The following is a 25538-nucleotide window of genomic DNA, read 5'->3' as shown; positions in this document are numbered from 1 at the left end:
ATTTTCCAGTCCGTATTGCTTGAACAACAGCCGTTAGGCATCGCCCCTTCTACACGGGCATATCAACTCGCTGCGGCAAACGCTGATCAATCAACCTGTACAACGCACTCTCCTGCGGCCAATTACGCATAAAGCGCGCACGGTCCTTGGCGTATGCCGGAGCGAAGCTGGCAAGGGAGCGGTGTTGGCACATGGCGTCCAGATCGATCAGGGCCCAGCGGTCTTCGTGCCAGAACAGGTTATGGCCCTTGAAATCACCATGGCTGATGCGCTCGCGGATCAGTTCGGCGAACAGCTGGTCCAGCGCCTGCAGCTCGTTTTCCGGCGCATCGCCGTGTTCGACGTAGGGCGCGAAGCGCTCGATGATGTCCGGCCCCGGCAGGTATTCGGTGACCAGGTACGCGCGGCTGCGCAGCCACAGAAAACGCGTTTCCAGCACAGCCAGCGGCTTGGGCGTGGCGATGCCGAGGAACGCCAGGCGGTTACCTTCGCGCCACGAATGCCAGGCGCGGCTCGGGCGCCAGAAGCGCTTGAGCCAATGGGCAAAACCCTTGATGTTGTAGCGCTTGATCACCAGCGGCCGGCCGGCCACTTCGACTTTGGCCACGCTGGCCGCACCGCCGGTTTTGTACAGATGACCCTGGTCGAGCAGCGCATCTGCCTGCGCCAGCACCGGCAGCATCGCGGGCTCTTCCTCGCGACGAATTGCGCGCAAGGCAAAAGCGCCACGCACCACGCTGAACAGCGTGCACTCGCGGCCGACCTTGCTCAAAAAGTCTTTCAGGCGCCAGGCGCTGACCTTGCGCACCTGTGCTTCCAGGGCCTGCAGCGGCAAAGCGTGCTCGCCGTTGCTCAGCAGGTAGTACACCAATAACTCTTCGGTGAACGGCTCAAGATTCTTCGGTAACTGGGCGAAAAATACCCCAAGATTTTCCAGCACGCGGTTGCGCGACAGCGGCTTGCCGGCCTCTTCCACACGAATCCCGGCACCATCGATCAAATACAGCTTGTCGCCCTGGCGCAGCAGGTTGTCCAGGTGCAGGTCTTCCTGCCACAGGCCCTTGGCGTGCATCTGTGCAATCGCGCCCAGCGCCGCGGCGAGTACGGCGGTTTGTTCGTCGGCCAACGGCGGCAGCGCTTCAACGGCGTGCCAGGCATCGGCAAGGCTTTCGGCGCCTTCGATCAATTCGAACAGCAGCCAGCCACCCTCGCCATCCTGCAAGCCATCGGCGAGCAGCAGCGGCGTAGTCAGGCCCTGCTCGGCGAGCAGGCGCACACCACTGAGTTCACGCTGAAAATGCCGCGCCGCCTTGCTGCCCACCAGTAACTTGGCCAGCACCGGGCGCCCACGCCAAATCGCCGCCCCCACGTAGCGCTCGCCCGGCAATACCCGCAACAGGCTCAGCAGTTGCAGCTGGCCGGGGCCGGCGGCATCCGCAAGGTCGAGGCTCAAGGGCAGGCTCGGGGTGCGGCCGGCGTGTTTCAGCTCGCTCAGACGCATCAGCGGTTCTCCTTGTGGCTGCGCCGCTTGGTCAGGCGTTGCAGCCAAGTGCTGACGAGCGCGCTGTCTTCGGGCTGGTCGAGGTAGGCCGCCAGCAGTTGGCGCACCTGCGCATCCGACCACGGCCGCGCACGGCGCAACAACGGCTCCAGGTCCTTGACCCGATCGCGCCAGCCAAACAGCAGCGGGCGGGTTTTCTCCAGGTCGATCAGCTGCGCGGCATAACCGTCGCCAGTGGCCTGCAGGAAAATATGCTTGGGGTAAAAGCAGCCATGCACCTGGCCGACACTGTGCAGCCGGCGCGCCAGCAGGCCGCAGGCCAACAGGATCGCACGGTGCTGGGCGTCGCTCAGTTGCGGCCATTGGTCGAGCAGCGATTCCAGGTCATTCCAGCCATCCAGGGCGCGGGTCAGCAGCATTGCGCGGTGTTCGCCGGCGACCTTGCGTTCGCCATAGAACGCCGCCTGCAACGCCGGGATACCGAGCTTGCGGTAACGGCTGATATTGCGAAATTCGCGGGAAAAACTCGGCTCGCCCAACGGCCGGTGCAAGCTGCGCGTGAGGTAATTGCTCTGGCGCTTGAGGTAGTAGCCGTGGCCGTCCAGTTCCAGGCGGAACACGCTGCTCCAGCCGCCCCGGCTGGTGTTCGGTTCATCCACTGCGTCCAGTTGCTTGGCCCACAGTGCGTCGAATGTGGCGAGGCCGTGCCGCTCCAGCACTGCACGGTCTTCAGCCGCCAGGAAATCGCTCATTCGCGCCCCTCGAAAAATTTCACCACGTGGCGAATACGCTGCTTGTCCGACGCACTCAGGTGCCGGCGCTGACGGTACTGCATATAGAAACGCAGGCGCTGGGTGGCCGACAGGTGATACTTGGCCACCTTGTCCAGGCACGCCAGGTCCTTGGTGATGCGGTACTTGAGCCAGAAGCCGCGCCAGAAATCACCGTTGGGGCAGTCGATCAGGTACAGGGTCGACTGGTCGTCAATCAGCAGGTTGCGCCACTTCAAATCGTTATGGGTGAAGCGGTGGTCATGCATGGTCCGCGTGTATTCGGCGAGCTGGCGGCTCACCGCATTGACCCACTTGGGGTCGCGCAGGCGCGCATCGTTTCGGTCGGCGAGTACCGAGAGGTCTTCGGTATTCGGCAGTTCGCGGGTGATCATCGCGCCACGGTCGTAGGCCAAGCCCTTGCGCTCCAGGCCCCAGGCCACCACGTCGGCCGTTGGGATACCCCACTTGGCGAAACGCTTGAGGTTCTGCCACTCGGACTTGACCCGCGGCTTGCCCAGGTAGCGCCGCAGCCCCTTGCCCGCACCGGTGTAGCGCTTGACGTAGTAATTGACCCCGCCGCGCTCCACGCGGATCACTTCCGACAGCGGGTCACGCGTCAGGCGTTCGCCTTGCAGGGCGAACACCGCTTCGAGGCTGCCAAAATCATCCGCCAGATTGGCGTAAGCAGGCTCCAGGTTCCAACCCGCCATCAGATCGCATCCCCGTAACGTTGTTTGCGTGCATAGAGTTTGTCGGCCTTACGTTGCATCAGGCTCAGGGACGCCGATTGCTCAGCCAGGATCTGGCGCAGCGGCTGGCGGAAATAACCCTTGAGAAAGCGCAGTTTGTCGCGTTGGGTCAGGCCGATGTCCAGCGCCGAGTAGTACAGCGCCGACAAGTCTTTATCGCGCCAGCGCAGCGGCAAATGCGCGCGCAGTTGGGCGCGGTGCAGGTCGATCACCGAGAGTTTGATGTTGTTCGCGTCGACAGGCTTCGACGTGTCGAGCAGGAAGTGGCACAGGTAGCAGTCGCGGTGGTTCACGCCGCCACGGTGCATGTCGCCGACCATGCGCGCGAGTTCCGCCGTGAGGGCATGGCGCAAGGCCGGGGCCGGCGGCTCGGTGACCCAATTGAGGGTCACGTCTTCGAGGCTGAGGGTCGGCGCCAGTTCTTCAGTGATGATGAACGAGTGCTGGTCCGCCGGGTTACTGCCTTTTTCGCCGAAGGCCACGCCGGTCATGGTCGGCACGCCGAGTTCCTGCAAACGGTGGATGGCATCCCATTCCAGACCGGCACCGAGCACCGGCAACTTGGCGGTGATCAGGTTCTTGAAGATTTCCGCCCAGCCGATGCCACGGTGGATTTTCACGAAATACGGACGGCCCGCGACCTCGGTACGCAACGTGCGACGCGCCGCCAGTTCACGGAATACCTGGCCTTGCAGTTTCTCGACTTCGGCGAAGGCATCGAGCCCGGCCCACAACGTCTTGAACGGTTCGGCAAGAATCAACTTCATCGTTTTGGCTCCGCCAGAATCACATCCGCAGCGTGCTGCGGCATGCTGTAGAGGTCGGCCGTCTCGGCGAAGGCCAACCCATTGCGGCCCCAGGCCGCGCGCTGCGCAGAATCGGTCAACATCCGGGTGAGGTACTGGTTCAACTGAGCCTGCTCAAATGGCTCATCCAGCACCAGGCCGCTGTCGGCTTCGGCAATGTAGTGGGCATAACCACACACCGCCGAGACCAGCACCGGCAGCCCGGCCACCAGGGCTTCGAGCAACACGGTGCCGGTGTTTTCGTTGTACGCCGGGTGGATCAACAGGTCGGCGCCCAGCAGGAAACGCGGGATGTCGCTGCGCCCCTTGAGGAATTGCACGTTATCGCCCAGCCCCAGGGTAGCGCTTTGCAGTTGGAATACTTTGGGGTCATCCTGGCCGATTACAAACAGGCGCGTGCGTTTCTTCAGCTCAGACGGCAGCGCCGCCACGGCTTTCAGGCTGCGGTCGACGCCCTTGGTCTTGAAGCCCGAGCCGATCTGCACCAGCAGCAGGTCGTCGTCGCCCAGGTTGAATTCCTCGCGGAAGCCTTGGCGGATTTCAGCCGCATTCGGCGGCGCGCGGCGGTCCTGGGCAATGCCTGGCGGCAGCAGGTGGAAGCGCTCCAGCGGCGTGTCGTAGTGCTTGATAAACAGCGGCTGCTGCACTTCGGAAATCATCAGCACTTCGGTCTTGGCGTCCTTGGCGAACACCGCGCGTTCATACTCGGCAAAGTGCTTGTAGCGGCCAAAATAGCGGTACAGCGAGTGGCGCAGGTTTTGCGCCTTGTCTTCGAAGCAGCCGTCGGCGGCGTAGTACACGTCGAGGCCGGGCATCTTGTTGAAACCGATCAGGCGGTCCACCGGGCGTTTGGCCAGGTCGGCTTCCATCCACTCCAGCAGCTTCTCGTTGCGCCGATGGTTGAAGAATGCCTTGACCGGCGCCACCAGAACTTCGAAGCCAGGCGGGACGTCGCCTTCCCAGATCAGCGTATAGACGCGAATCGTGTGGCCACGCTGCTGGCATTCCAGGGCGATGCGCATGAAGTCGCGCTGCAGGCCACCGAAGGGGAAGTATTTGTACAGAACAAAAGCCAGTTGCATCAGTGCAGCTCCTCAGCCAATAACAACGTGCTCAGCCGGCTTGCCACACGCTCAGGGTTCAAGCGCGTGAAGCACAGGGGCGACTCGCGCTTGATGTCGAACCGACGCAGGTCGTCGGCCGTGGGTTGATAGGTACAGTGCTTTTGCAAGCAGGGCGCGCACGGAAAATCGCTGCCCAGGTGAATCTGGCCCTTGCCGTAGGCGCCAGTCAGGCCAGGGTTGGTCGGGCCGAACAGGGAAATGGTCGGCACATCCAGCGCAGCGGCCAAGTGGCCCAGGCCGGTGTCTACCGCCACACAGGCGCGGGCGCCAGCCAGCACGCGGGCCACGCCGGCCAGGTTCAGTTTTGGCAGCACCTCGGCGTTTTTCAGGCCTTGGGCCAGGCGCTCGGCGCGGGCTTTTTCGGCGGGGTTGCCCCACGGCAATTTCACGTCCACGCCCAGGCGGCCCATGCGCTCGGCCAGCTCGCGCCAGTAGGCTTCGGGCCAGTGCTTGGTGTCCCAGGTGGTGCCATGCAGCAGCAGCACAAAGGGCTTTTTCGGCGGCAGGCCGAGCAGCTTTTCAGTGCTCAGGCCGTAGTCACCCAGGCCTTTGGGCAGGTCGTAACCCAGGGCCACGGCAAACAGCTGGCGCAGGCGTTCCACCGCGTGCTGCCCACGGGCTACAGCCAGGCGCCGCGAGTAGAAGCGTGCCGCGATGGGCTCACGGGCGGAGTGCTTGTCGAAACCGGCCACCGGCGCACGCACGTAACGGGTCAACCAGGCGCTTTTGAGCAAGCCTTGGGCGTCGATCACCAGGTCATATTTGGTCGACTGGACGCTCTGTTTGAAGCGTCGCCACTCGCCGCTCTTGATGGTCTGCCAGATGTTTTTACGCCAGCGGCGGATCGCCACCGGGATCACCTTGCCCACCGCGGGGTGCCAGGTGGGGATTTCGGCAAAGCCTTCTTCCACCACCCAGTCGAATTGAATGCCGGGGATCGCCCGCGCCGCGTCGGTCAGTGCCGGCAAGGCGTGGATCACGTCGCCCAGGGATGAGGTCTTGATTACCAGTACCCGCAACTCAGTGGACCTCGACCGCAGTGCCTTGCAAGCGCTGCAAGGCCTCGTTCACCGGTTGCGGCAACAACTGGCGCATGCAGTTGTAGTGGCCGAAACGGCAGGTGCGGTCAAAGCACGGGCTGCAATCGAGGCCCAGGCGCACCACTTCGACCTTGTCGGCCAACGGCGGGGTAAAGCCCGGCGACGTAGAGCCGTACACCGCCACCAGCGGGCGGTTCAGCGCGGCGGCCACGTGCATCAGGCCGGAGTCGTTGGACACCACCGAGTCGGCGCAGGACAGCAAGTCGATGGCCTCGGCCAGCGAAGTGTCGCCACTGAGGTTCACCGCCTCTTCACGCAGGCCGGGGATCAGGCGCTGGCGAATGTCTTCACCCACCGGGTGATCCTTTTTCGAGCCGAACAACCACACCTGCCAACCTTCGCGAATCTTCGCCTCGGCGACCTTGGCGTAATGCTCCGACGGCCAGCGCTTGGACTCGCCAAACTCGGCCCCAGGGCACAGCGCCAATACCGGGCGATCCAGCGCCAGGCCAAACTTGGCCAGGGCCGCGTCGCGGCTCACCGGGTCAATCTGCAGGCTCGGGCGCGGGTACGGCTTGGGCAGCTCGGCACCCGGCGCGTAGGCCAGGGCCATGAAGCGTTCGATCATCAGCGGGTAGCGGGCTTTATCCAGCGTGCGCACGTCGTTGAGCAGCACGTAGCGGAATTCGCCGCGCCAGCCGGTGCGCTTGGGAATGCCGGCAAAATACGGCACCAACGCTGACTTCAGCGAGTTCGGCAGCAGGATCGCCTGGTCGTACTGGCCGGCCAGGGATTTGCCGATACGACGGCGGGTCGCCAGTTCCAGCGCGCCATGGCCGAGCGGAAAGCTCAAGGCCGCGCGCACTTCGGGCATGCGCTCAAGGATCGGCCGGCTCCACTCAGGGGCGAGCACGTCGATCTGGCAGTCTGGATAGCGCTGGCGCAGGCACTGGAACAGTGTCTGTGCCATCACCATGTCACCGACCCAACTGGGCCCAACGATCAGAATATTCATGTAGTTTCCACAAACGATACGGGGAGGCTTATGCCTCCCCGCATCGAAAATTAGCCTAGATTGCGCTAGCCACGGAGCCGCTTTGTGTGGGAGCGGGCTTGCTCGCGAAAGCATCACTGCGGTCCGCCAGGCAGACCGCAGCGCCTGCTTCGCGAGCAAGCCCGCGCCCACATAAAGCTGGTGTCCACATTAAATTGGCATCCCACATTTAATCGAGCTTCAGCTTAAACCCAGTTCATTCCAGATTCGCACCACCTGGCGCCGTTCGTCGGCGAACTGATCCCCGGCAACCTTCCCTGCCTCGTTTTGCAAGGCCTGGCGGTGCGCGGCGGAACGGTAGGCCTTATACACCTCGCGCAACAGATGGGCGTCGGCGGCGGGCATCAATCCCACCTGTTCAAGGCCTTCCAGAATGCGGATATTGTCGGTATAGCGCAGCAACGATGGATGTTGCGCAGACCACGCCAAAGCCGCGTATTGCACCATAAATTCAATATCCACGATACCTCCGGCGTCCTGCTTGAGGTCGAACACCGCCGTGGCCTCGAAGGCATTGGCGCCGGTACCGGCCGCCGTGCCCTTGGTACCCAGGTTGTCACGCATCTTGGCGCGCATCTCGCTGACCTCCTGGCGCAGCTTGGCCAAGTCGCGTTCCCGCCCGAGTACTTTAGCGCGGACCTGCTCGAACGCCTGGCCCACATCCTGGCTGCCCACCAGCACCCGCGCGCGGATCAGGGCCTGATGCTCCCAGGTCCAGGCTTCGTTTTCCTGGTAACGCTCGAATGCCCCGAGCGAGCTGACCAGCAAACCCGAGGCGCCGGAAGGTCGCAGGCGCATGTCCACTTCATACAGCTGGCCGGAGTTGGTCTGGGTGGTCAGCAGGTGAATGATCCGCTGGCCCAGGCGTGTGAAGAACTGCGCGCCGTCGATCGGCTTGGCGCCGTCGGTTTCGGCTTGTGGGTCGCCATCGTGGATAAACACCAGGTCCAGGTCCGAACCATGCCCCAGTTCGATCCCGCCGACTTTGCCATAACCGACAATAATGAACCCAGGGTCGCACAAGGTGCCGTCCAACCGCTGCGGCGAGCCATGGCGCGCCACCGTCTGGCGCCAGGCCAGGGCCAGCACTTGTTCGAGGATGGCTTCGGCGAGCCAGGTCAGGTAGTCGCTGACTTTCATCAACGGCAGGCTGCCGGCGATTTCCGAGGCGGCCACCCGCAGGCGGTGGGCCAGCTTGAAGTGACGCAAGGCTTCCATCTGCTGCTCGAGGTCGTCCTCGGGGATGCGCGTCAGACGCTCGCGCAGCTCGGCGGCGAGCTCCGGGGCCAGGGGCGGCTTGAACAGACGGCCTTCGTTGAGCAGTTCATCGAGCAGCAGCGGGAAGCGCGTGATCTGCTCGGCGATCCACGGGCTGGCGGCGCACAGGGTCAGCAGGCGGCGCAAGGCATCGGGGTTTTCCGTGAGCAGCACCAGGTACGCGGAACGCCGCGCGACGGCCTCCACCAGCGGCAATACGCGCTCCAGCACCAGGTCCGGATTAGCGTGTTCGACCGCCTGGGCCAGCAGGCGCGGGATAAACGCATCCAGTCGCTCGCGCCCCAGGCGCTGCATGGCGCGCAATTGCGGGCTGCCGCGCAGGCCCGCCAGGGCTTTGAGGGCCTTGGGTGCATCGGTGAAGCCGCCTTCGTCGAGCTGGCGGCAGGCGGCGTCTTCGTCCTGGGACTCTTCCCACAGCGGCAACCACTCACCACCGACGACCAATTCGTTTTCTTCGCCTTCTTCTTCGTCCGGGTCGGCAATCACTTGGCGGAAGTGCCAGTCCACGCGGCCGCGCCAGTACATCAAGCGCTCATGGAACGCGGCCCAGTCTTCAAAGCCCAGCATAAAGGCAATGCGCGCCTGGTCTTCCGGGCCGTCCGGGAGCATTTGCGTCTGGCGGTCGGCAATCGCCTGGATCGCATGTTCGGTGTAGCGCAGGAATTCGTAGCCATTGCGCAATTCGGCGATTACCGCCGGTGGCAGGTAGCCCTGGCCTTCGAGGGTGCCGAGCACCTTGAGCAGTGGCCGCTGTTGCAGGCTGAGGTCGCGGCCGCCGTGAATCAACTGGAACGCCTGGGCGATGAATTCCACCTCGCGGATGCCGCCCGAACCCAGCTTGATGTTGTCGGCCATGCCTTTGCGCCGCACTTCCTGCTGGATCAGCTGTTTCATGGTGCGCAGCGCTTCGATGGCGGAAAAGTCCAGGTAACGGCGGTACACAAACGGTCGCAACATTTCCAGCAGTTGCGCGCCGGCCACCTGGTCGCCGGCCACCACGCGCGCCTTGATCATGGCGTAGCGTTCCCAGTCGCGACCCTGGTCCTGATAATACTGCTCCAGCGCGTTGAAACTGAGCACCAAGGCACCCGCCGAGCCATAGGGGCGCAGGCGCATGTCGACGCGGAACACGAAGCCGTCGACGGTCATCGGGTCGAGGGCCTTGATCAATTTTTGACCAAGGCGAATAAAGAATTCCTGGTTATCCAGCGAGCGCTTCACGCCCACCGTCTCGCCACCCTCGGGATAGGCGAAGATCAGGTCGATATCCGACGACAGGTTCAACTCCACCGCGCCGAGCTTGCCCATGCCGAGGATGACCATGTGTTGCGGCTCGCCGCTGCGCCGGCCGGTGGGCGTGCCGAATTGGACGCAGTGGCGCTGGTACAGCCATTGGTAGGCCTGGTCGATGCTGGCGTCAGCCATGTCGGAGAGGTCGCGACAGGTTTGCACCAGGTCGGCCTGACGGGTCAGGTCGCGCCAGATGATGCGCACCTGCTGGCGCGTACGCTGGCGGCGCAGCACGCGACCCAGCTCATCTTCTGTTTCAGCCTGTTGCACCGCGCCGGCGATCTGACTGCACAGCTCACCCGGCGCAAAGCCTCGGTCCAGCTCGCCCCAGGCCACAAGTTCGAGCAACATCAAAGGGTCACGAATACTCTGTTCAATCACAAAATCACTGGCGGCGCACACCCGGGCGAAGTCGGCCCACCGTTGCGGCGTCCACGCAGAAAGTCCATGATCGTCGTCCAGCGCGGCCACTGCGTCACGAAATGACTGCTCGGCGCGCTGGGCGTAAGGCAAGAGAATGGCCGGCAGTTTGGCCAGCGTTGGAAGGCTCATGGTCTATCCTTGATCGGCGCGTAAATGGCCTGTTGCTGTGAACGCAAGAACCACGCTCGGTGAAGGACTGTCGAACAAAGGTTAGAAATAGCTGAAATTAATTTCATTTTGGCAGCCAACATCAAACATTCACCTTTTCTTGTTCGCAAATGATCAACAATAACGATTATGCTCACCAGCCAGACCGAGCAATCCGCTCAGTCTTGTGTAGTTTTACTACTCGTATATACATTCGAAAGGCTGAAATGGCCGACGATTTGTAGTAAAACTACAGGACGCCGAAGCAACCTTCGGCCATCCAAGAATTTATGTCGTCTGCCCACAAGGCCAGTCGCAAACTTCAGGCAACCGATTCTGGTAGCCTTTCCGCCCTGGAGCAAGCCATGCAAGACCTCGATCCCGTCGAAACCCAGGAATGGCTGGACGCCCTGGAATCGGTTCTCGACAAAGAAGGCGAAGACCGTGCTCACTACCTGATGACCCGTATGGGCGAACTCGCAACCCGCAGCGGTTCGCAATTGCCTTACGCCATCACTACGCCGTACCGCAACACCATCCCCGTTACCCACGAAGCACGCATGCCTGGCGACCTGTTCATGGAACGCCGCATTCGCTCGCTGGTACGTTGGAACGCCATGGCGATGGTAATGCGCACGAACTTGAAAGATTCTGACCTGGGCGGTCACATCTCCAGCTTCGCTTCCAGCGCAACCCTGTATGACATCGGCTTCAACTACTTCTTCCAGGCCCCGACCGACGAACACGGCGGCGACCTGATCTACTTCCAGGGCCACACCTCGCCAGGCGTCTACGCCCGTGCGTTCATGGAAGGCCGCATCACCGAAGAACACATGAACAACTTCCGCCAGGAAGTGGACGGTAACGGCCTGTCGTCGTACCCGCACCCTTGGCTGATGCCTGATTTCTGGCAGTTCCCGACTGTATCCATGGGCCTGGGCCCGATCCAGGCGATCTACCAGGCACGCTTCATGAAGTACCTGGAAGCGCGTGGCTTCATCCCGGAAGGCAAGCAGAAAGTCTGGTGTTTCCTGGGCGACGGCGAGTGCGACGAGCCGGAATCCCTGGGTGCCATCTCCCTGGCCGGCCGCGAGAAGCTGGACAACCTGATCTTCGTCATCAACTGCAACCTGCAGCGCCTCGACGGCCCGGTTCGCGGCAACGGCAAGATCATCCAGGAACTCGAAGGCGTGTTCCGCGGTGCTCAGTGGAACGTCACCAAAGTCATCTGGGGCCGTTTCTGGGACCCACTGCTGGCCAAGGACGTCGACGGCATCCTGCAACGTCGCATGGACGAAGTCATCGACGGCGAGTACCAGAACTACAAGGCCAAAGACGGCGCGTTCGTACGTGAACACTTCTTCAACACGCCTGAACTCAAGGCGATGGTTGCCGACCTGTCCGACGACGAGATCTGGAAACTCAACCGTGGTGGCCACGACCCGTACAAGGTCTACGCGGCTTACCACGAAGCGGTGAACCACAAAGAACAACCGACCGTCATCCTGGCCAAGACCATCAAGGGTTATGGCACCGGTGCCGGCGAAGCGAAAAACACTGCGCACAACACCAAGAAAGTCGATGTCGACAGCCTGAAGTTGTTCCGCGACCGTTTCGACATCCCGGTAAAAGACGAAGAGCTGGAGAACCTGCCGTTCTTCAAGCCTGAGCCAAACAGCGCCGAAGCCCGTTACCTGAGCGAGCGTCGTGCCGCACTGGGCGGTTTCGTGCCACAGCGCCGCGCGCAGAGCTTCAGCGTACCGACGCCGGACCTCAGCACCCTCAAGGCCATCCTTGACGGCTCGGGCGACCGTGAAATCTCCACCACCATGGCTTTCGTGCGCATCCTGGCGCAGCTGGTCAAGGACAAGGAAATCGGCCCACGCATCGTTCCGATCATCCCGGACGAAGCCCGTACCTTCGGTATGGAAGGCATGTTCCGTCAGTTGGGCATCTACTCCTCCGTCGGCCAGCTCTACGAGCCAGTCGATAAAGACCAGGTGATGTTCTACAAGGAAGACAAAAAGGGCCAGATCCTCGAAGAAGGCATCAACGAAGCGGGCGCCATGAGCTCCTTCATCGCTGCCGGTACTTCGTACTCCAGCCACAACCAGCCGATGCTGCCGTTCTACATCTTCTACTCGATGTTCGGTTTCCAGCGTATCGGCGACCTGGCGTGGGCAGCAGGCGACAGCCGTACCCGTGGCTTCCTGATCGGCGGCACCGCCGGCCGCACCACGCTGAACGGCGAAGGCCTGCAACACGAAGACGGTCACAGCCACATCCTGGCTGCCACCATCCCGAACTGCCGCACCTTTGATCCAACCTACGGCTATGAGCTGGCGGTGATCATCCAGGACGGCATGAAGAAGATGACCGAAGAGCAGCAGGACGTTTTCTACTACATCACCGTGATGAACGAGTCCTACCAGCAGCCAGCCATGCCGGCCGGTGTCGAGGAAGGCATCATCAAGGGCATGTACCTGCTCGAAGAAGACACCAAGGAAGCAGCGCACCACGTACAGCTGATGGGCTCCGGCACCATCCTGCGCGAAGTGCGTGAAGCGGCGAAGATCCTGCGTGACGAGTTCAACGTCGGCGCCGACGTGTGGAGCGTTACCAGCTTCAACGAACTGCGTCGCGACGGCCTGGCCGTTGAGCGCAACAACCGCCTGCACCCTGGCCAGAAACCAGTGAAGAGCTACGTCGAAGAGTGCCTGGCCGGCCGTAAAGGTCCAGTCATTGCCTCTACCGACTACATGAAGCTGTTTGCTGAACAGATTCGCCAGTGGGTCCCGTCCAAGGAATTCAAAGTCCTGGGCACCGACGGTTTCGGCCGCAGTGACAGCCGCAAGAAGCTGCGTCACTTCTTCGAAGTCGACCGTCACTTCGTGGTGTTGGCAGCCCTGGAAGCCTTGGCTGACCGTGGTGAGATCGAACCTAAGGTGGTGGCTGACGCTATCGTCAAGTTCGGGATCAACCCGGAAAAACGCAACCCACTGGACTGCTGAGGAGATTTTTTGTGAGCGAACTCATTCGCGTACCTGACATCGGCAGCGGTGAAGGTGAAGTAATCGAGCTGTTTGTAAAGGTCGGCGACAAAGTCGAAGCCGACCAGAGCATCCTGACCCTGGAGTCGGACAAGGCGAGCATGGAAATCCCTGCTCCCAAGGCCGGCGTGGTCAAGAGCCTGAAAGTGAAGCTGGGCGACCGCCTGAAAGAAGGCGACGAACTGCTGGAGCTGGAAATCGAAGGCGCCGCTGATGCGGCCCCTGCGGCGGCTCCTGCCGCTGCCGCTGCAGCACCCGCACCGGCTGCTGAAAAGCCTGCTGCTGCCGAGGCCCCAGCGGCCCCGGCTGCTGCACCGGCCGCCGCCACTGTCCAGGACATTCATGTTCCGGACATCGGTTCGTCGGGCAAGGCCAAGATCATCGAGCTGCTGGTCAAGGTCGGCGACACCGTCGAAGCCGACCAGTCGCTGATCACCCTGGAGTCCGACAAGGCCTCCATGGAAATCCCTTCGCCGGCTGCCGGCGTGGTGGAAAGCATCGCGGTCAAGCTGGAAGACGAAGTCGGCACTGGCGACTTCATCCTCAAGCTGAAAGTACAAGGCGCTGCACCTGCCGCTGCTCCAGCTGCGGCTGCTCCGGCTGCCAAGGCTGAAGCGGCTCCGGCTGCAGCGGCCCCTGCACCTGCACCTGCTGCAAAAGCCGAGGCCGCACCGGCCCCTGCGGCTGCCGCACCTGCGCCAAGCGGTGCCAAAGTTCACGCCGGCCCGGCTGTGCGCCAACTGGCCCGTGAGTTTGGCGTGGAGCTGAGCGCTGTGTCGGCCACCGGCCCGCACGGTCGCGTGCTGAAAGAAGACGTGCAGGTTTACGTCAAAACCATGATGCAGAAGGCCAAGGAAGCGCCGGCTGCTGGCGGCGCTACCGGTGGTTCGGGCATTCCGCCGATCCGCACCGTGGACTTCAGCCGCTTCGGCGAAACCGAAGAAGTGCCGATGACCCGCCTGATGCAAATCGGCGCGGCAGGCCTGCACGCCAGCTGGCTGAACATCCCGCACGTGACCCAGTTCGACCAGGCCGACATCACCGACCTGGAAGCTTTCCGCGTTGCGCAGAAAGCCGTGGCCGAGAAGGCCGGCGTGAAACTGACCGTGCTGCCATTGCTGCTCAAGGCCTGTGCGCACCTGCTCAAGGAGCTGCCGGACTTCAACAGTTCGCTGGCGCCAAGCGGCAAGGCGATCATTCGCAAGAAGTACGTGAACGTCGGCTTTGCCGTCGACACCCCGGATGGCCTGCTGGTACCGGTCATCAAGAACGTCGACCAGAAGAGCCTGCTGCAGCTTGCCGCTGAGGCTGCTGCACTGGCTGCCAAGGCGCGTGACAAGAAGCTCACCCCGGACGACATGCAGGGCGCGTGCTTCACCATCTCCAGCCTCGGTCACATTGGCGGTACTGGCTTCACGCCAATCGTCAACGCGCCGGAAGTGGCGATCCTGGGTGTGTCCAAGGCCACTATCCAGCCTGTATGGGACGGTAAAGCGTTCCAGCCGAAGCTGATGCTGCCGCTGTCGTTGTCCTACGATCACCGTGTGATCAACGGCGCCGCTGCTGCACGCTTCACGCAGCGCCTGAGCCAACTGCTGAACGACATCCGCACCATTCTGCTGTAAGCGACAACGGCCTCCCCCTGACCGGGGAGGCCTGGCTGCACCGATTTCCGAGCGCCACGCTCGTACCTCAACCCCGCCCCTTGGCGGGGCTTTTTTTGTCTGTTTTGCGGTCATAAATTGGACAGGCAAAACAGGTTTGTACACCTTCCGTCACGTCGATTGAAGAATCCACTCACGCGGCCGATAACACCCTTATAGCACTTAGCCTTCATCCTCTCTTGTCAGCCCGCGCCGCATGATGCAACCTTGCCGCAGGCAACAGAAAAGAGGGCGTGAGCCCGGCGCCGTGCGCGTTATTTCAAGTGAGTTTCCCCCATGAAAAGCCAACCCGATGTCGCCCGAATGGCGGCCGAGGTAGTGACGCAGTTACCGGTGCCCTCGCGCCTCGGTATGCTGCGTTTCGAGCGGCTTAATGAGGCAAGCTGGGCCCTTCTGTATCTCGACCCCAACTGCGAGCGCCAATTCGGCCTGCCGGCGGTCGAGCTGTGCGCCCTGCTCGGCACCCCCTACGCCAGCCTGATGGAACCCCAGGCGCGTTATCAACTGCACGACACCATCCAGCAACAACTGACCCTGAGCCCTCACTACCTGGTGCGCTACACCCTGCACACCAGCGACGGCCCACTGAGCCTGCTGGAAATGGGCGAAGCCTACAAACAACACAATCGCCACCTGCTGCGCGGCTACCTGATGGTGGTCGATGGCCTGTTCAGCGAAATCCCCAGCGCCGCCCCCACGGCAGACCTGGAAAGCCAGAACAGCCGCCTGCAGATCGCCCTGGAACTCAACCAGCGTGCCCAGCAGGAACAACTGCAGCACCTGGAGCGGGTGCGCGCCCAGCAGGAGCTGATCCTGCTGCTGGCCCGCCAGCGCTACACCGCCAACAATTCGCTGCAGGAAGCCGCCGAGCTGATCACCCGCAGCGCCTGCGATATTTACCAGATCGACTGCGCCAGCATCTGGAACCTCGAAGGCCAGCGCCTGGTGCCGATCTCGGCGTACCACCGCGCCGACCAGCAGCACCATATGCCCGAGGCCATCGATGCCAGCTGCTTCCCGGATTACCTGGAAGCCCTGCACACCAGCCGCGCGATCGACGCCACCAACGCCATGCGCGACCCGCGCACCCGCGAAATGGCCGAGAACCTGCGCGCCAAGGACATCCACGCCATGCTCGACGCGAGCATCCGCGTCGACGGCCAGGTAGTGGGCGTGCTGTGCCTGGAACAGGGCGGCAGTTCGCGCGCCTGGCAGGCCGATGAGATTGCCTTTGCCGGCGAACTGGCCGACCAGTTCGCGCAAGTGATCAACAACCACAACCGGCGCACCGCCACCAGCGCCCTGCACCTGTTCCAGCGCGCGGTGGAGCAAAGTGCCAACGCGTTTTTGCTGGTCAACTGCGACGGCGTGGTGGAGTACGTCAACCCGAGTTTCACCGCGATCACCCAGTACAGCGCCGAAGAAGTCCACGGTCACCGCCTGGCCCAACTGCCGGCCCTGGAGAACCTCAGTGAATTGCTGTTCGACGCGCCCTCCAGCCTGGCCAAGAGCAACAGTTGGCAGGGCGAGTTCAAGAGCCGGCGCAAAAACCTCGAACCCTACTGGGGCCAGCTGTCGATTTCCAAGGTGTATGGCGACAACCGTGAGCTGACCCACTACATCGGCATCTACGAAGACATCACCCAGACCAAACTCGCGCAGCAACGCATCGAGCGCCTGGCCTACACCGACAACCTGACCAACCTGGGCAACCGCCCGGCGTTCATCCGCAACCTCGACGAACGCTTCGCCCGTGACAGCGACAGCCCGATCAGCCTGCTCCTGGTGGACATCGACAACTTCAAGCGGATCAACGACAGCCTCGGCCACCAGACCGGCGACAAGCTGCTGATCAGCCTGGCCCGACGCCTGCGCAACAGCCTGAGCAGCGGCGGCAGCCTGGCGCGGTTTGCCAGTAACGAATTTGCGGTGCTGCTCGACGATGCAGACCTGGAGAGCGGCCAGCAGGTCGCCAGCCAGTTGTTGGCGACCCTCGACAAGCCGATGTTCGTCGACAACCAGTTGATCAGCGTCACCGGCTCCGTCGGCCTGGCCTGTGCGCCCCTGCATGGGCGCGACCCGCAGACCCTGATGCGTAACGCCGGTTTAGCCCTGCACAAGGCCAAGGCCAACGGCAAGCACCAGGTACAGGTGTTTACCGAAGCGCTGAACGCCGAGGCCAGCTACAAGCTGTTTGTGGAAAACAACCTGCGCCGCGCCCTGACCCAGAACGAGCTGGACGTGTTCTACCAGCCCAAGCTGTGCCTGCGCAGCGGCCGCCTGCTGGGCATGGAAGCGCTGCTGCGCTGGAACCACCCGGAAAAGGGCATGATCCGCCCCGACCAATTCATCAGCGTGGCCGAAGAGACCGGGCTGATCATCCCCATCGGCAAGTGGATCGCACGCCAGGCCTGCCGCATGAGCAAGCAATTGAGCGCCGCTGGCATGGGCAACTTGCAGGTGGCGATCAACCTGTCGCCCAAGCAGTTCTCCGACCCCGACCTGGTGGCCTCGATCGCCACCATCCTCAAGGAAGAACAGCTGCCGGCCAACCTGCTGGAGCTGGAACTGACCGAAGGCCTGTTGCTGGAAGCCACCGAAGACACGCGCCTGCAGCTGGATCAGTTGAAGAGCTTTGGCCTGACCCTGGCCATGGACGACTTCGGCACGGGTTACTCGTCGCTCAGCTACTTGAAAAAATTCCCCATCGACATCATCAAGATCGATCGCAGCTTTATCCACGAAATCCCGGATAACCAGGACGACATGGAAATCACCTCGGCAGTGATCGCCATGGCCCACAACCTCAAGCTCAAGGTGGTGGCCGAAGGCATCGAGACCTCCGAGCAACTGGCGTTCCTGCGCCGGCACCGTTGCGACGTCGGCCAGGGCTACCTGTTCGACCGGCCGATCCCCGGTGCAGAGCTGTTCGAGAAGCTTAAACGCTACCCTCGCGGGCCAATCGCCTGACAGCGCTGTAACACTCGGGCACACTGGCTGTCTGAATCTTTACCGCTAACTCAACCTGACGAGAGGACTGATCATGGTCTTGCGCTCGGAAATTCTGGTGAACAAAAACGTGCTTCCTACTGCAGAACAAGCTTTGCCTGGCCGTGAAACCCCGATGAACCTGCCGGAAACCCACTTCGTCAACGGCAACCCGCTGCTGGGCCCGTTCCTCGACGATGTTGGCTTTGCGATCTTCGGCCTGGGCTGCTTCTGGGGCGCCGAGCGTAAATTCTGGCAGCGCGACGGCGTGGTCAGCACCGTGGTCGGCTACGCCGGTGGCTACACGCCGAACCCGACCTACGAAGAAGTCTGCTCGGGCCTCACCGGCCATAGCGAAGTGGTGCTGGTGGTGTACGACCAGGCCAAGGTCAAATACGAAGACCTGCTGAAAATGTTCTGGGAACTGCACAACCCGACCCAGGGCATGCGCCAGGGCAACGACATCGGCAGCCAGTACCGCTCGGTGATCTACGCGACCACCCCTGAGCAATTGGCGGCGGCGCAGGCCAGTGCAGAGGCTTATCAGGGTGAGTTAACCAAAGCAGGTTTGGGTGTGATTACCACCGAGATCGATGAGGCGCCGACGGTGTACTTCGCCGAGACGTATCACCAACAGTACCTGGCGAAGAATCCCCAGGGCTATTGCGGGATCGGCGGCACGGGCGTGACTTGCCCGATCTAAGCTCCAGCACAATTCAAATGTGGGAGGGGGCTTGCCCCCGATAGCGGTGGGTCAGCTACAGATGTGCTGACTGACACTAAGCTATCGGGGGCAAGCCCCCTCCCACATTTGTTATGTATCTGGCTTGGGAGTTAATTACTCGGCAATCAGCCAATCCATCTGCCACCCGCCCTGGGTCTGGCCCAGCTGCTTGGACAGCCACGGCAGCAACTCACGCAGTTCCTCCTCCAAGCCCCACGGCGGGTTGGCGATGGCCAGGCCCGAGCCGGTCAGGGTGTTGGGCGTGTCCAGCGGATGCACCAACAGTTCCACCCGCAGCAATTTCGGCGCGCCAGTACCGGCCAGGTCCTGGTAGAAGCGGCGCAACATGCGCTGGTCCTTCACCGGGTACCAGATAGCCGCGACAGTCTGGCGCATACGGCTTACAGCTTCCTTGAGGGAAGCGGCGCAACGCTGCATCTCATCGAGCTTCTCGAACGGCGGGTCGATCAGCATCAGCGCGCGCTTTTCCGGTACCGGCAGCAACGCCCGGGGTACGTGCCAGCCTTCGCCCAGATGCACTTTGACCCGACGATCACCCTTCATGTTGTCCTTGAGCAGCACGCCGTCTTCCGGGTGCTTTTCATTCAGCAACACGCGGTCCTGAGGCCGCGTGAGGCGGCGCGCCAACTCCGGCGACCCCGGGTAATAACGCAACTGGCCATCCGGGTTCATCTCGTGCAGCACGCGCATGTAGTCGGCGGTCAGCGGCGGCAGGTCGCTTTTGCCCCACAAGCGCGCGATGCCTTCCAGGTATTCACCGGTGCGGTTGGCCTGGTCGCCTTGCAGGTCGTACAGCCCGATGCCCGCGTGGGTGTCGAGATAGGCGAACGGCTGCTCCTTGCGCGACATCAGGGCGATGAGGCGGGTCAAGGTCAGGTGTTTGAAGACATCGGCGTGGTTGCCGGCGTGAAAGGCGTGACGATAATTCATGGTTGCTCCTGCGCAGGGGGCGAAGTTTACCTTTTACCGGCGCAAAGGTGCAGGGCCGCATGCCGGGCGGTGCTTATGCCGCAAACACAGGAGGCGGGGCGAAAAAAATCTAAATGGACGGGCAGGCGCAGATTTATTGTGGCGGGCAGCCCATCCAAGGAGGACAACCACCATCATGAAAGACGCCACCATCGCCCTGCACCACGGCTTCAAGTCCGACCCGACCACCAAGGCCGTCGCGGTGCCGATCTAGCAGAATGTCGCCTTCGAATTCGATAACGCCCAGCACGGTGCCGACCTGTTCAACCTGGACGTGCCCGGCAACATCTACACGCGGATCATGAACCCCACCAACGATGTGCTGGAGCAACGCATCGCAGCGCTGGAAGGCGGCATTGCGGCCCTGGCAGTCTCGGCCGGCAGCGCCGCGATCCACTATGCAATCCAGACCCTGACCCGCGCCGGCGACAATATCGTCACCACGCCGCAGCTCTACGGCGGCACCTACACCCTGTTCGCCCACCTGTTGCCGAGCTTTGGCGTGGATGTGCGCTTCGCCCGCGACGACTCCGCCGAGGCCATCGCCGAGCTGATCGATGACAACACCAAGCTGGTGTACTGCGAGAGCATCGGCAACCCGGCCGGCAATATCATCGACCTCGAAGCCCTGGCCAACGTAGCCCACGCCCGTGGCGTGCCGCTGGTAGTGGACAACACCGTGGCCACGCCGATCCTGTGCAAGCCGATCCAGTTCGGCGCCGACATCGTGGTGCACTCGGTGACCAAATATGTCGGTGGCCACGGCAACTCCCTCGGCGGCGTGATCGTCGACAGCGGCACCTTCCCCTGGGCGAACTACCCGGAAAAATTCCCCGGCCTCAACAGGCCCGAGCCGGCCTATCACGGCGTGGTCTACACCGAAAAATTCGGCCCCGCCGCGTTTATCGCCCGCGCCCGCACCGTGCCGCTGCGCAATACCGGCGCAGCCCTGGCGCCCATGAACGCCTTCCTGCTGCTGCAAGGCCTCGAAACCCTGGCCCTGCGCATGGAGCGCCACACCGAAAACGCACTGAAAATTGCGCAGTTCCTGCAAGGCCATGCCGAGGTGGAATGGGTCAGCTACGCCGGCCTGCCGGACCACCCGCACCACGCACCGGCGCAAAAATACATGCAGGGCAAACCTTCGGCGATCCTGTCCTTCGGCTTGAAGGGCGGCTTCGATGCCGGTGTACGCTTCTACGATGCGCTGCAAATCTTCAAGCGCCTGGTCAACATCGGCGACGCAAAATCCCTGGCCTGCCACCCAGCCTCCACCACCCATCGGCAGATGAACGAGCAGGAACAAGCCAAGGCCGGCGTGAAGCCGGAGATGATCCGCCTGTCGGTGGGCATCGAGGCGATTGAAGACCTGATCGAAGATTTGCAACAGGCGCTGAGTTCAACCCGAGCCTGACGCCAGCGAGTCGACCAGTGCTTCATAGCTGATATCCGTACCGCGCGCGAAGTAGGCGACCTTGTGCCGCAAGGTCGCCGAGGTAAAGGCCGTGTTCAGGTCGGGCCGCTGCTCTTCGAGCCATTGCAGCAGGTTGTCGATCAGGGGCTGCTGCGATTGCTCTGCCAGGTGCTTGAGTAACGGCGCGGGCACTCGCCACCAAGGGCTGGCTTTGGCCTCGGTTACCGGCCCCGGCGTAACCGCGAGTGCCTGGCCGTTGATCAGGTAACGCTGGAACACCGGCAACACCTTTCCCGCCTCGTCGCCGAGCCCCTGCAATATCGGTAGAAACTGGGTGCCATCCCAGAAACGCAAAAAGACTTCCTGTCCGCCTGGCAGGTGCACCTTGGTCAGGCCTTGCAGGTGCGCAACCACGCTTTCCAGTGGGCTGGAAGAGACTGCCAGCCAGCCCCAATCCGTCGATTCGGCAGTCGCTATCCAGTCCAGGAAAGCACTGTCCGGACCGACGACTGCGACGTAAGGCATAACCTCATCCCAATCGGCGTAGGCTGTCGCGGCCCAGATAGGTTGCGACGGCTTCCCGGCCGCCATGGCTTGCCACGCCGCGAAAGGTTTGGCATCGCTGGCACTGCCCAGCACCGCGAACAGTTGCTCACCGGCAAGCAGAGGGTTCTGGCTCAGCCAGGTGCCGGGAGCTACATGCGCAGACATCAAGGCAAACTCCGGTGAACGGGAATATTGCACTGGCCATTCTTGCAGCGCTCGCACTCCTCACAAAAAGGCGCGCTGCGTTTCAGGCTGGCCACCTGAACACGGCTCAGCGGCGCGGGAATCAACGCCAACAGCTTCTCCTTAACACCTGGGATTAACGGTACCGGCGCAGGCCCGGGCCCACCGCCGAGCTGGATCGGCACACTACTGAATATGCCGCCCGCCGACAGCGTGATCGACTGCCCTCCTGCCTGGATCGTAACGCTGGCGCCCGCGTCGATAACGATGCTCTGCCCTGCGCCAATCTGAATGGTTCGCCCCGCCTTCATCTGCTGCGAGCCGCCGACCACCAGGTGATCATCCTGCTTGAGCTCGGTCAGGCGGTTGCCATGGGTGATGCGCTGCTCTTCGCCCTGCAGTTCATGGTGCGACTCACCACCCACCCTCACGCGGCGCCTGTTGTCGACCTGCACCTGCTGGTCATGCAACACGTGTTGGGTCCAGTCGCGCTGGGCACGCAGATAGATTTCCTCGGCGCCCTTGCGGTCTTCGATACGCAGTTCGTTATAGCCGCCCCCACCGGGGCTGCTCTGGCTGCGGAAGAGGCTGCGGGTCTTGTCCGCCGGCAGGTCGAGGGGTACCGGCGTCGCTGCGTTGGGCAGGCAGCCCATCACCAGCGGCATATCCAGGTCACCATTGACGAAGCCCACCAGCACTTCCATGCCGACCCTGGGGATCAGCACCGAGCCATAACGGTCATGGGCCCAACTGCTGGCAACCCGCAGCCAGCAACTGGAATGATCGTTGTGTTCCCCGGCACGGTCCCAGGCCAGTTGCACCTTGACCCGGCCGTACTCGTCGCAGTGGATCTCACTGTCGGCAGGCCCGGTGACCACGGCATTCTGGTAACCCGAGATAGCCGGGCGCGCTTGCTCAGGCAAAGGCGGACGAAAAATCACATCCCAAGGGGCGGCGACAAATTCGTTGCGGTAGCCCTGGCGAAAATCAGCGCCGCAAACCTCGGTTACCGCCTCCTCAAGCACTTGGGGCTGCTTGCCTTCGTGGGTCACTTGCCGCACCAGCCACAAGTCATTCCAGCCCTCGCGGGGGTGCCCTGACAGCTTCAGAAAAGCACCACTGACCAGTGCAGGGTCATCGCCCTCGCCATGGGCGAGCCGATAGTCGCTACGATGGCGCTCCAACCCGCGCTGCGCGAGGTATTTGCCATCGGCGCGGTCGCTGAATTGGCCGGGATAGCCCTGCTGCTCGAGCGTGGGAAGCTGTTCACGGGTGGCCGTGCTTTCCAGCACCAGGCGCGGCTTGCGAAAATCGTAGTCGCGCAGGCTTACCGCCGTGGTACAGGTGGCCAATTGCACGGCAAAGCGCTTGATCGCCGGAGTATCCGCGACCATCCCGGAGCCGGGCATGTAAGGGGTGGGTTGCGCGGCCTGGGCGAATACGGTCTGGTCATCGCCAAACACCAGCAGATGCCCTTCGGGTGAATGCTGGAAATGATAGTGAACGCCCCACTCGCCACACAGGCGCTGGATGAACGCCAGGTCGGTTTCACCGAACTGCACGCAATATTCGCGCTCGGGGTAAGTACCGCTCAGGCGAAATTCAAATTGGTCGGCCTGGATGCCCTGCTCCGCCAGCACCAGCGCGACAATCTGCGGCACGCTCTTGTGCTGGAAAATACGCTGATGGCTGCTGTGCGCCAGATAGGCCAGCTGCGGCATCAGGCTGAGCCGATAGCGCGTGAGGCGCCGCCCCGAATCACCCTGCGCTACTCGGTAAACCAGGCCGTGCACACCGTGGCCCTGATCATCGAAACTCAGGTATGCCTGGCGATGCAGCATGCCCTCCAAGTCCAGGTCAGGCTGCTCGCAGACCAGCTCAAGGTTAAAGCAGTAGGGTTGGCTGAGCGCCTCCTCACCACTGAAGCTGTAGACCTTGAGGTCGCTGGCAACCCCGTCCAGGGTCAGGGTAAAAACACTTTGGTTGGCAGGAGCGAACATCCGGTGTTTCTCTGCAATGGGATAGGTCGCCGATTCTGCACCACTGCATCCGGGTGCAGAGCACGTCCCGAATAAATCAGTAAAACCCTACATCCGGACGTCAGAACTTTCCCAGAGACGTCTCAAATCGCACGCAAAAAAAGGCCCGCTATCCGTAGGACGCGGGCCTTCTTTCAACTCAGCGGGCGCCGAACGCCCGACGAATTACTTGTTGAGGTTGTAGTCTTTTTCCGCTGCATCAAAACGCTCGACCATACCGGCGGTCGGTGCGCCCATCTTGCTCACGAAGTAGATCGCCAGGCTGGCGAAGATGAAGCCTGGGATGATTTCGTACAGACCCAGCAATTCGAAGTGCTTCCACACGATCACGGTGATCGCGCCCACCAGGATACCGGCCAGCGCGCCGTTGCGGGTCATGCCCTTCCAGATCACCGAGATCAGCACCACCGGGCCAAACGCAGCACCGAAACCGGCCCAGGCGTAGCTGACCAGACCGAGCACGCGGTTCTCAGGGTTGGCGGCCATGGCGATGGCGATCAGGGCAACCAGCAGCACCATCAGTCGGCCAACCCATACCAACTCAACCTGGGAGGCGTTCTTGCGCAGGAAGGTCTTGTAGAAGTCTTCGGTCAGGGCGCTGGAGCACACCAGCAGTTGGCAGCTCAGGGTGCTCATCACCGCAGCCAGAATGGCCGACAGCAACACACCCGCAATCCATGGGTTGAACAGCAACTTGGCCAGTTCAATGAACACACGCTCGTGGTTCTCGTTCACCGGGCCGGCGACTTCAGGGTGCGCCGAGAAGTAGGCGATACCGAAGAAGCCCACCGCCACGGTGCCGCCCAGGCACAGGATCATCCAGGTCATGGAGATGCGACGCGCGTTGGCGATCGACTTCACCGAATCCGCCGCCATGAAGCGCGCAAGGATGTGTGGCTGGCCGAAGTAGCCCAGGCCCCAGCCCATCAGCGAAATGATGCCGATGAAGGTGGTGTTTTTCAGCATGTTGAAGTTGTCAGGGTTCTTGGCTTCGATCGCCAGGAAGGTGGTGTCGACGCCACCGGTCGCCAGCAGCACGATGATCGGCGTGAGGATCAACGCGAAGATCATCAGCGTGGCTTGCACGGTATCTGTCCAGCTAACTGCCAGGAAACCACCCACAAAGGTGTAGGCAATCGTCGCCGCAGCACCGGCCCACAGTGCGGTCTCGTAGGACATGCCGAAGGTGCTTTCGAACAAACGGGCACCGGCTACGATGCCGGAAGCACAATAGATGGTGAAGAACACCAGGATCACCACCGCAGAGATGATCCGCAGCAGGCCACTTTTATCTTCGAAACGGCTGGAGAAGTAGTCCGGCAGGGTCAGGGCGTCGCCGTTGTGTTCGGTTTGTACCCGCAGGCGACCGGCCACGAACAGCCAGTTGAGGTAGGCACCGACGATCAGGCCGATGGCGATCCAGCTTTCCGACAGGCCGGACATGTAGATCGCGCCCGGCAAGCCCATCAACAACCAGCCGCTCATATCCGAAGCACCGGCCGACAAGGCCGTGACCACGCTACCGAGGCTGCGACCGCCGAGGATGTAATCGGAAAGGTTGTTGGTGGAGCGATAGGCCATGAAGCCGATCAGCACCATTGCTGCGATGTAGATCACAAACGTGATCAGGGTTGGATTACTAACGCTCATAAGAGTGACGCCCTGGCTTTGTTTTTATGTAGCAGCGGTCTGTCAGACGGCCACCCACTGATAAGTGAGTAAACGTAACTGCGTGCCGCGCATTTATGACTGACG

General features: G+C 62.2%; 16 protein-coding genes and 1 pseudogene. 5 read left to right on the top strand and 12 right to left on the bottom strand.

Features of this window, described 5'->3' with window-relative positions; translation table 11 throughout:
* Positions 1 to 49: 49 nt before the first annotated feature.
* From CXQ82_RS02430 to glnE, 8 genes are all read right to left on the bottom strand, one after another.
* A complete protein-coding gene (locus tag CXQ82_RS02430; RefSeq protein WP_101265812.1) occupies positions 50 to 1501 on the bottom strand; it encodes a lipopolysaccharide kinase InaA family protein in 1452 nt (483 codons plus the stop codon).
* Complete coding sequence (locus CXQ82_RS02425) at positions 1501 to 2253, bottom strand: lipopolysaccharide kinase InaA family protein (RefSeq protein ID WP_101265810.1); 753 nt, start codon at positions 2251 to 2253, stop codon at positions 1501 to 1503. The genes CXQ82_RS02430 and CXQ82_RS02425 overlap by 1 nt, the downstream gene beginning before the upstream one ends.
* On the bottom strand, positions 2250 to 2984 hold the full coding sequence (locus CXQ82_RS02420; RefSeq protein ID WP_101265808.1) for a lipopolysaccharide kinase InaA family protein: 735 nt from the start codon (positions 2982 to 2984) through the stop codon (positions 2250 to 2252). Before CXQ82_RS02420 ends, CXQ82_RS02425 begins: the two co-directional genes overlap by 4 nt.
* Entirely contained in the window at positions 2984 to 3790 is an 807-nt protein-coding gene (gene rfaP, locus CXQ82_RS02415; RefSeq protein ID WP_101265806.1) for a lipopolysaccharide core heptose(I) kinase RfaP, read from the bottom strand. Before rfaP ends, CXQ82_RS02420 begins: the two co-directional genes overlap by 1 nt.
* A complete protein-coding gene (locus tag CXQ82_RS02410) occupies positions 3787 to 4911 on the bottom strand; it encodes a glycosyltransferase family 4 protein (RefSeq protein ID WP_101265804.1) in 1125 nt (374 codons plus the stop codon). Before CXQ82_RS02410 ends, rfaP begins: the two co-directional genes overlap by 4 nt.
* Positions 4911 to 5972, bottom strand: a complete 1062-nt coding sequence (gene waaC / locus CXQ82_RS02405; RefSeq protein ID WP_101265802.1) for a lipopolysaccharide heptosyltransferase I — start codon at positions 5970 to 5972, stop codon at positions 4911 to 4913. The genes CXQ82_RS02410 and waaC overlap by 1 nt, the downstream gene beginning before the upstream one ends.
* A 1-nt stretch (position 5973) precedes the next feature.
* Positions 5974 to 7008: a lipopolysaccharide heptosyltransferase II gene (gene waaF / locus CXQ82_RS02400; RefSeq protein ID WP_101265801.1), complete on the bottom strand. Its 1035-nt coding sequence runs from the start codon at positions 7006 to 7008 to the stop codon at positions 5974 to 5976.
* 219 nt (positions 7009 to 7227) lie between these two features.
* Positions 7228 to 10167, bottom strand: a complete 2940-nt coding sequence (glnE, locus tag CXQ82_RS02395) for a bifunctional [glutamate--ammonia ligase]-adenylyl-L-tyrosine phosphorylase/[glutamate--ammonia-ligase] adenylyltransferase (protein ID WP_101265799.1) — start codon at positions 10165 to 10167, stop codon at positions 7228 to 7230.
* Between the two features lie 383 nt (positions 10168 to 10550).
* On the opposite strand from glnE, the gene aceE reads away from it, so the two are divergent.
* From aceE to msrA, 4 genes are all read left to right on the top strand, one after another.
* Entirely contained in the window at positions 10551 to 13196 is a 2646-nt protein-coding gene (aceE, locus tag CXQ82_RS02390; protein ID WP_101265797.1) for a pyruvate dehydrogenase (acetyl-transferring), homodimeric type, read from the top strand.
* Positions 13197 to 13207: 11 nt separating this feature from the next.
* Positions 13208 to 14860: a dihydrolipoyllysine-residue acetyltransferase gene (gene aceF / locus CXQ82_RS02385; protein ID WP_101265795.1), complete on the top strand. Its 1653-nt coding sequence runs from the start codon at positions 13208 to 13210 to the stop codon at positions 14858 to 14860.
* A 315-nt stretch (positions 14861 to 15175) separates the two neighbouring features.
* A complete protein-coding gene (locus CXQ82_RS02380) occupies positions 15176 to 17869 on the top strand; it encodes a bifunctional diguanylate cyclase/phosphodiesterase (RefSeq protein WP_101265794.1) in 2694 nt (897 codons plus the stop codon).
* Between the two features lie 73 nt (positions 17870 to 17942).
* Positions 17943 to 18590 carry a peptide-methionine (S)-S-oxide reductase MsrA gene (gene msrA / locus CXQ82_RS02375; protein ID WP_101265792.1) on the top strand — a complete coding sequence of 216 codons (648 nt, stop codon included), beginning with the start codon at positions 17943 to 17945 and terminating at the stop codon, positions 18588 to 18590.
* A 135-nt stretch (positions 18591 to 18725) separates the two neighbouring features.
* On the opposite strand, the gene CXQ82_RS02370 is transcribed toward msrA, so the two are convergent.
* Positions 18726 to 19562, bottom strand: coding sequence for a 23S rRNA (adenine(2030)-N(6))-methyltransferase RlmJ (locus CXQ82_RS02370; protein ID WP_101265790.1), 837 nt, complete (start codon positions 19560 to 19562; stop codon positions 18726 to 18728).
* A 175-nt stretch (positions 19563 to 19737) separates the two neighbouring features.
* Between CXQ82_RS02370 and CXQ82_RS02365 the strand changes: the two are divergent.
* A pseudogene (locus CXQ82_RS02365) lies at positions 19738 to 21015 on the top strand (O-acetylhomoserine aminocarboxypropyltransferase/cysteine synthase family protein).
* On the opposite strand, the gene CXQ82_RS02360 reads toward CXQ82_RS02365, so the two are convergent.
* The 3 genes from CXQ82_RS02360 to putP form a co-directional block, all read right to left on the bottom strand.
* Positions 21001 to 21726 carry a DUF4123 domain-containing protein gene (locus CXQ82_RS02360; protein ID WP_101265788.1) on the bottom strand — a complete coding sequence of 242 codons (726 nt, stop codon included), beginning with the start codon at positions 21724 to 21726 and terminating at the stop codon, positions 21001 to 21003. The pseudogene CXQ82_RS02365 and the gene CXQ82_RS02360 sit on opposite strands and share 15 nt — an antisense overlap.
* Positions 21726 to 23744, bottom strand: a complete 2019-nt coding sequence (locus CXQ82_RS02355) for a type VI secretion system tip protein VgrG (RefSeq protein ID WP_101265786.1) — start codon at positions 23742 to 23744, stop codon at positions 21726 to 21728. Before CXQ82_RS02355 ends, CXQ82_RS02360 begins: the two co-directional genes overlap by 1 nt.
* Positions 23745 to 23948: 204 nt before the next feature.
* Positions 23949 to 25433 (bottom strand): sodium/proline symporter PutP, encoded by a 1485-nt coding sequence (gene putP / locus CXQ82_RS02350; protein ID WP_101265784.1) that lies wholly within the window; start codon positions 25431 to 25433, stop codon positions 23949 to 23951.
* Positions 25434 to 25538: the final 105 nt, after the last annotated feature.

Source organism: Pseudomonas sp. S09G 359 (assembly GCF_002843605.1).
GTDB lineage: Bacteria > Pseudomonadota > Gammaproteobacteria > Pseudomonadales > Pseudomonadaceae > Aquipseudomonas.
The sequence above is the reverse complement of the archived record's forward strand: the minus strand, read 5'-3'. Positions and strand labels throughout refer to the sequence as shown.